The 3,954-nt window shown below is 70.5% G+C and carries 2 protein-coding genes; one reads left to right on the forward strand and one right to left on the reverse strand.

Going from position 1 to position 3,954, the window contains the following annotated elements; genetic code table 11:
* Positions 1 to 2,346: FdhF/YdeP family oxidoreductase (locus ACH9D2_RS10125; RefSeq protein ID WP_396362709.1), on the reverse strand; the 2,346-nt coding region annotated here is incomplete at its 3' end.
* Between the two features lie 441 nt (positions 2,347 to 2,787).
* On the opposite strand from ACH9D2_RS10125, the gene ACH9D2_RS10130 reads away from it, so the two are divergent.
* A partial coding sequence (locus tag ACH9D2_RS10130; RefSeq protein WP_396362710.1) for an NAD(P)/FAD-dependent oxidoreductase occupies positions 2,788 to 3,954 on the forward strand: 1,167 nt, incomplete at its 3' end.

Raw genomic sequence — 3,954 nt, forward strand, 5'->3', positions numbered from 1 at the left:
GACGGTGGCGGGCCGGTCCGCCACCGCGCCCTCCGCGCTGCCGACCGGACCCTCCGATGCCGGCTCCAGCCGGACGATCACGCCCTTGGAGACGGGAGTGTTGCTGCCCTTCACCGTGTCGTCCAGGGGCACCAGGACGTTGGCCTCAGGATAGTAGGCGGCCGCGCACCCGCGGGCGGTCGGGTAGGAGACGACGCGCCACCTGCGGAGCACGCGGTCCCTGCCGTCCACGTGCTCGCCGCGGACGTCCACGAACTGCCCGTCCTGGAGGCCGAGCTCCTCGAGGTCCTCCGGGTTCACGAAGACCACGTGCCGGCCCTTCTTGATACCGCGGTAGCGGTCGTTGTGGCCGTAGATCGTGGTGTTGAACTGGTCGTGCGAGCGCATGGTCTGCAGGATCAGGCGGCCCGGCGGGCACTCGAGGAGATCCAGGGCGTTGACGGTCAGCTGCGCCTTGCCCGTGGGCGTGTTGAAGGTGCGTGAGTCCCGGGGGCCGTTGGCCATCACGAAGCCGCCCTCCTGACGGATCCGCTCGTTGTAGTCCTCGCAGCCGACGACGACGTGGCCGATGTGCTCGCGGATCCCGTCGTAGTCGGCCTCGAAGCCCTCCCAGTCGGCGTCCACCTCGTTCCCCAGCGTCGCGCGGGCCAGCCGGGCCACGATGGCGACCTCGGACAGGAGGTGCTCCCCGACGGGCTCGACCTTGCCCCAGGAGGGGTGCACAGCGCTCATGGTGTCCTCCACCGAGACGAACTGCACCCCGGCGGCCTGCCGGTCGATCTCGGTCCGCCCCAGGGTCGGGAGGATGAGCGCTTCGGCGCCCGTCACCGTGTGGGACCGGTTGAGCTTCGTGGAGATCTGCACGTTCATCTCCAGCTGGTCCATCGCGGCCTCGGTCGCGGTGGTGTCGGACATGGCCGCGACGAAGTTCCCGCCGAGGGCCATGAAGAACTTGATCTCGCCGTCGCGCATCCGGCGGACGGCGTCGACGGCGTCGACCCCGTGGTCACGGGGCGGGTCGAAGGAGAACTCCTTGCCCAGGGCGTCCAGGAACGCCGGGGGCATCTGCTCCCAGATGCCCATGGTGCGGTCGCCCTGCACGTTGGAGTGCCCGCGGATGGGCGAGGCGCCTGCACCCGGTCTGCCGATGTTGCCGCGCAGCAGCAGGAGGTTGATGATCTCCTTGATGGTGGCCACGCCGTTCTTCTGCTGGGTGACGCCCATGGCCCAGGTGATGATCACCTTCTCGGCCGCCAGGTACCGGCCCGCGAGCTCGTCGATCGCCGCCGAGGTCAGACCGGTGGCGTCCAGGACCGTCTGCTCGTCCAGCTCGGCCAGGTGCGCTCTGAGCTCCTCGAGCCCCTCGCAGTGCTGGTCGAGGAACTCGTGGTCCAGCACCGTCCCGGGGGCTGCCTCCTCGGCCTCGAGCACCCGCTTGGACACCGCCTGGAGCAGCGCCATGTCCCCACCGGCACGGATCTGCAGGAACTGGTCCGCGAGCTCCGTGCCCTTGCCGACGACGCCCTTGGGCGTCTGCGGGTTCTTGAACCGGCGCAGGCCCGCCTCCGGCAGCGGGTTGACGGCGACGATCCGGCCGCCGTTCTCCTTCTGCTTCTCGAGAGCGGTGAGCATGCGCGGGTGGTTGGTTCCCGGGTTCTGGCCGATGAGGATCATCAGGTCGGAGTTCACGTAGTCGTCATAGGTGACGGTGGACTTGCCGACACCGATGGTCTGGCCCATGCCCCACCCGGTGGACTCGTGGCACATGTTGGAGCAGTCGGGGAGGTTGTTGGTGCCGAGCCCGCGCACGAACAGCTGGTAGAGGAACGCCGCCTCGTTGGAGGCGCGGCCGCTGGTGTAGAACGCAGCCGCGTCCGGATCGTCCAGGCCCTGGAGCTTCTCCGCCACGATGGCGGTCGCCTCGTCCCAGCTGATGGGCCGGTAGTGGTCCTCCCCCCTGGCCTTGTGCACGGGCTCCGTGAGCCGGCCCTGCATGCCCAGCCAGTACTCGGAGCGCCCGCGCAGATCGCTGACCGAGTGCTCCGCCCAGAACTCCGGGGCGACCGTCACGGGGGTGGCCTCCCACGTGACGGCCTTCGCGCCGTTCTCGCAGTACTCGAAGGAGCTGCGGTGACCGGGGTCCGGCCACGCGCAGCTCATGCAGTCGAAGCCGCCCTTCTGGTTCATGCTCAGCAGCGTCCGGCCCGCCCGGACCGGGCCCATGTGGTCCAGCGCCGGCTCCATGGAGTAGTAGACGGCCGGCAGCCCGCCGGCCCAGTCCTTGGGCTTGCTCACCTGGAGGTCGTTCTCGTCGACCTCGCGCACTCGGGGCTTCTGTCGGGTCATGGGGCGCTCTCCTCCTCTGTCGCTGGTCACGTCCGCCCACGTGCTCGCGGACGGTGTCATGGGAATTCCTGCACGGCGACGATCGGCGTGGAGTCGCAACCCGCGAGGTGCCGGCGCTGCGCCCGGGAGCCCTTCGTCCGCCGGGCGGGGGAAGGAGCCGCGGAAGCACGTGATGATTCCCTGCTGTGCAACACGAGTCGCAATACGCAACATTCTTGGAGCCCCTGAACGGGGTGTCAAGGATGTGGCGCCGATCTCGCGCCCCATGACGACGGCCGCGGGAAAAGTCGGAGGGAATGCTTGACAAGCAGGAGTGACGCACTTCACGCTGTCTTCATATCGCGAAGCGGGTTGCAGATTACGCACCCTAGGCGCGGGTGGTCCGTCTCCTCCCCCGCCGCGCTCCCGTCCTTGCTCCCAGTCGCTCGAAAGGCGTATTTCATGGAGTCCCTCGTCATTGTCGGGGCGTCCCTGGCCGGTCTCTCGGCCGCCCGGGCCGCCCGGAACCTCGGCTTCGGTGGGCGCGTGGTGATCATCGGTGATGATCCGCACCGCCCCTACGACCGCCCGCCGCTGTCCAAGGACTTCCTGGCCGGGCGGATCGAGATCGAGGACCTGGCCCTGGAGACCGACACCGACGCCCTGGAGGCGGAGTGGATCCTCGGGACCCGGGCGGTGTCCTTCGACCCGGCCACCCGCACGGTCCACCTCCAGGACGGGCGCACGGTCCACGCCGAGGCCCTGGTCATCGCCACCGGCGCCTCGCCCCGGTCGCTGCCCCAGATCGCGGCGGCGGACAACGTGGTGACCCTGCGCACCATCGCCGACGCGCAGAAGCTGCGCACGCTGGTGCGCGCGGGGGGCCGGATGGTGGTCGTGGGCGCCGGGTTCATCGGCGCCGAGGTCGCCTCCACCGCCCACACCCTGGGCATGGAGGTCACCGTGCTGGAGAAGTCCCCCACCCCGCTGTGCGGGCCGCTGGGCGCGCAGCTGGGCGCTGTCGTGGCCGGACTGCACGAACGCGCCGGGGTCGAGCTGATCTGCGGGGCCGACATCGAGGAGTTCGAGCTCGCCGGGGACACGGTCTCCGCGGTGCGCCTGGCCGGCGGGCGCGTGCTGCCCGCCGACGTGGTGGTCGTGGGCATCGGGGCCGTGCCCAACACCGCCTGGCTGGAGAGCTCCGGGATCGAGCTCGGCAACGGCGTGGTCTGCGACGCGACCGGGGCCACCAGCATCCCCGGGGTCGTGGCCGTCGGCGACTGCGCCGCGTGGTGGGAGCCGGTCACCGGCCGCCACCAGCGCGTGGAGCACTGGACCGGCGCCGCCCAGCGCCCGGCCGTGGCCGTGGGCGCGCTGCTGGGCGCGGAGGCCGGGACCCTGCCGGCGGTGAAACCCCCGTACTTCTGGTCCGACCAGTACGGCACCCGCCTGCAGTTCGCCGGCGACGCCTCCCGCAGCGACCGGGTCGCCTACGAGCACGGCGGCCCGGGCGAGGACTCCCTGCTGGCCGTCTACTACGCCGGGGACCACCCGGTCGCGGTCCTGGCCTGGAACCAGACCAAACTCTTCTGCCGCTGGCGCAAGACCATCGAGAAACTCGCCACCACC

This window comes from Kocuria rhizosphaericola (genome assembly GCF_044462205.1).
Lineage (GTDB): Bacteria > Actinomycetota > Actinomycetes > Actinomycetales > Micrococcaceae > Kocuria > Kocuria rhizosphaericola.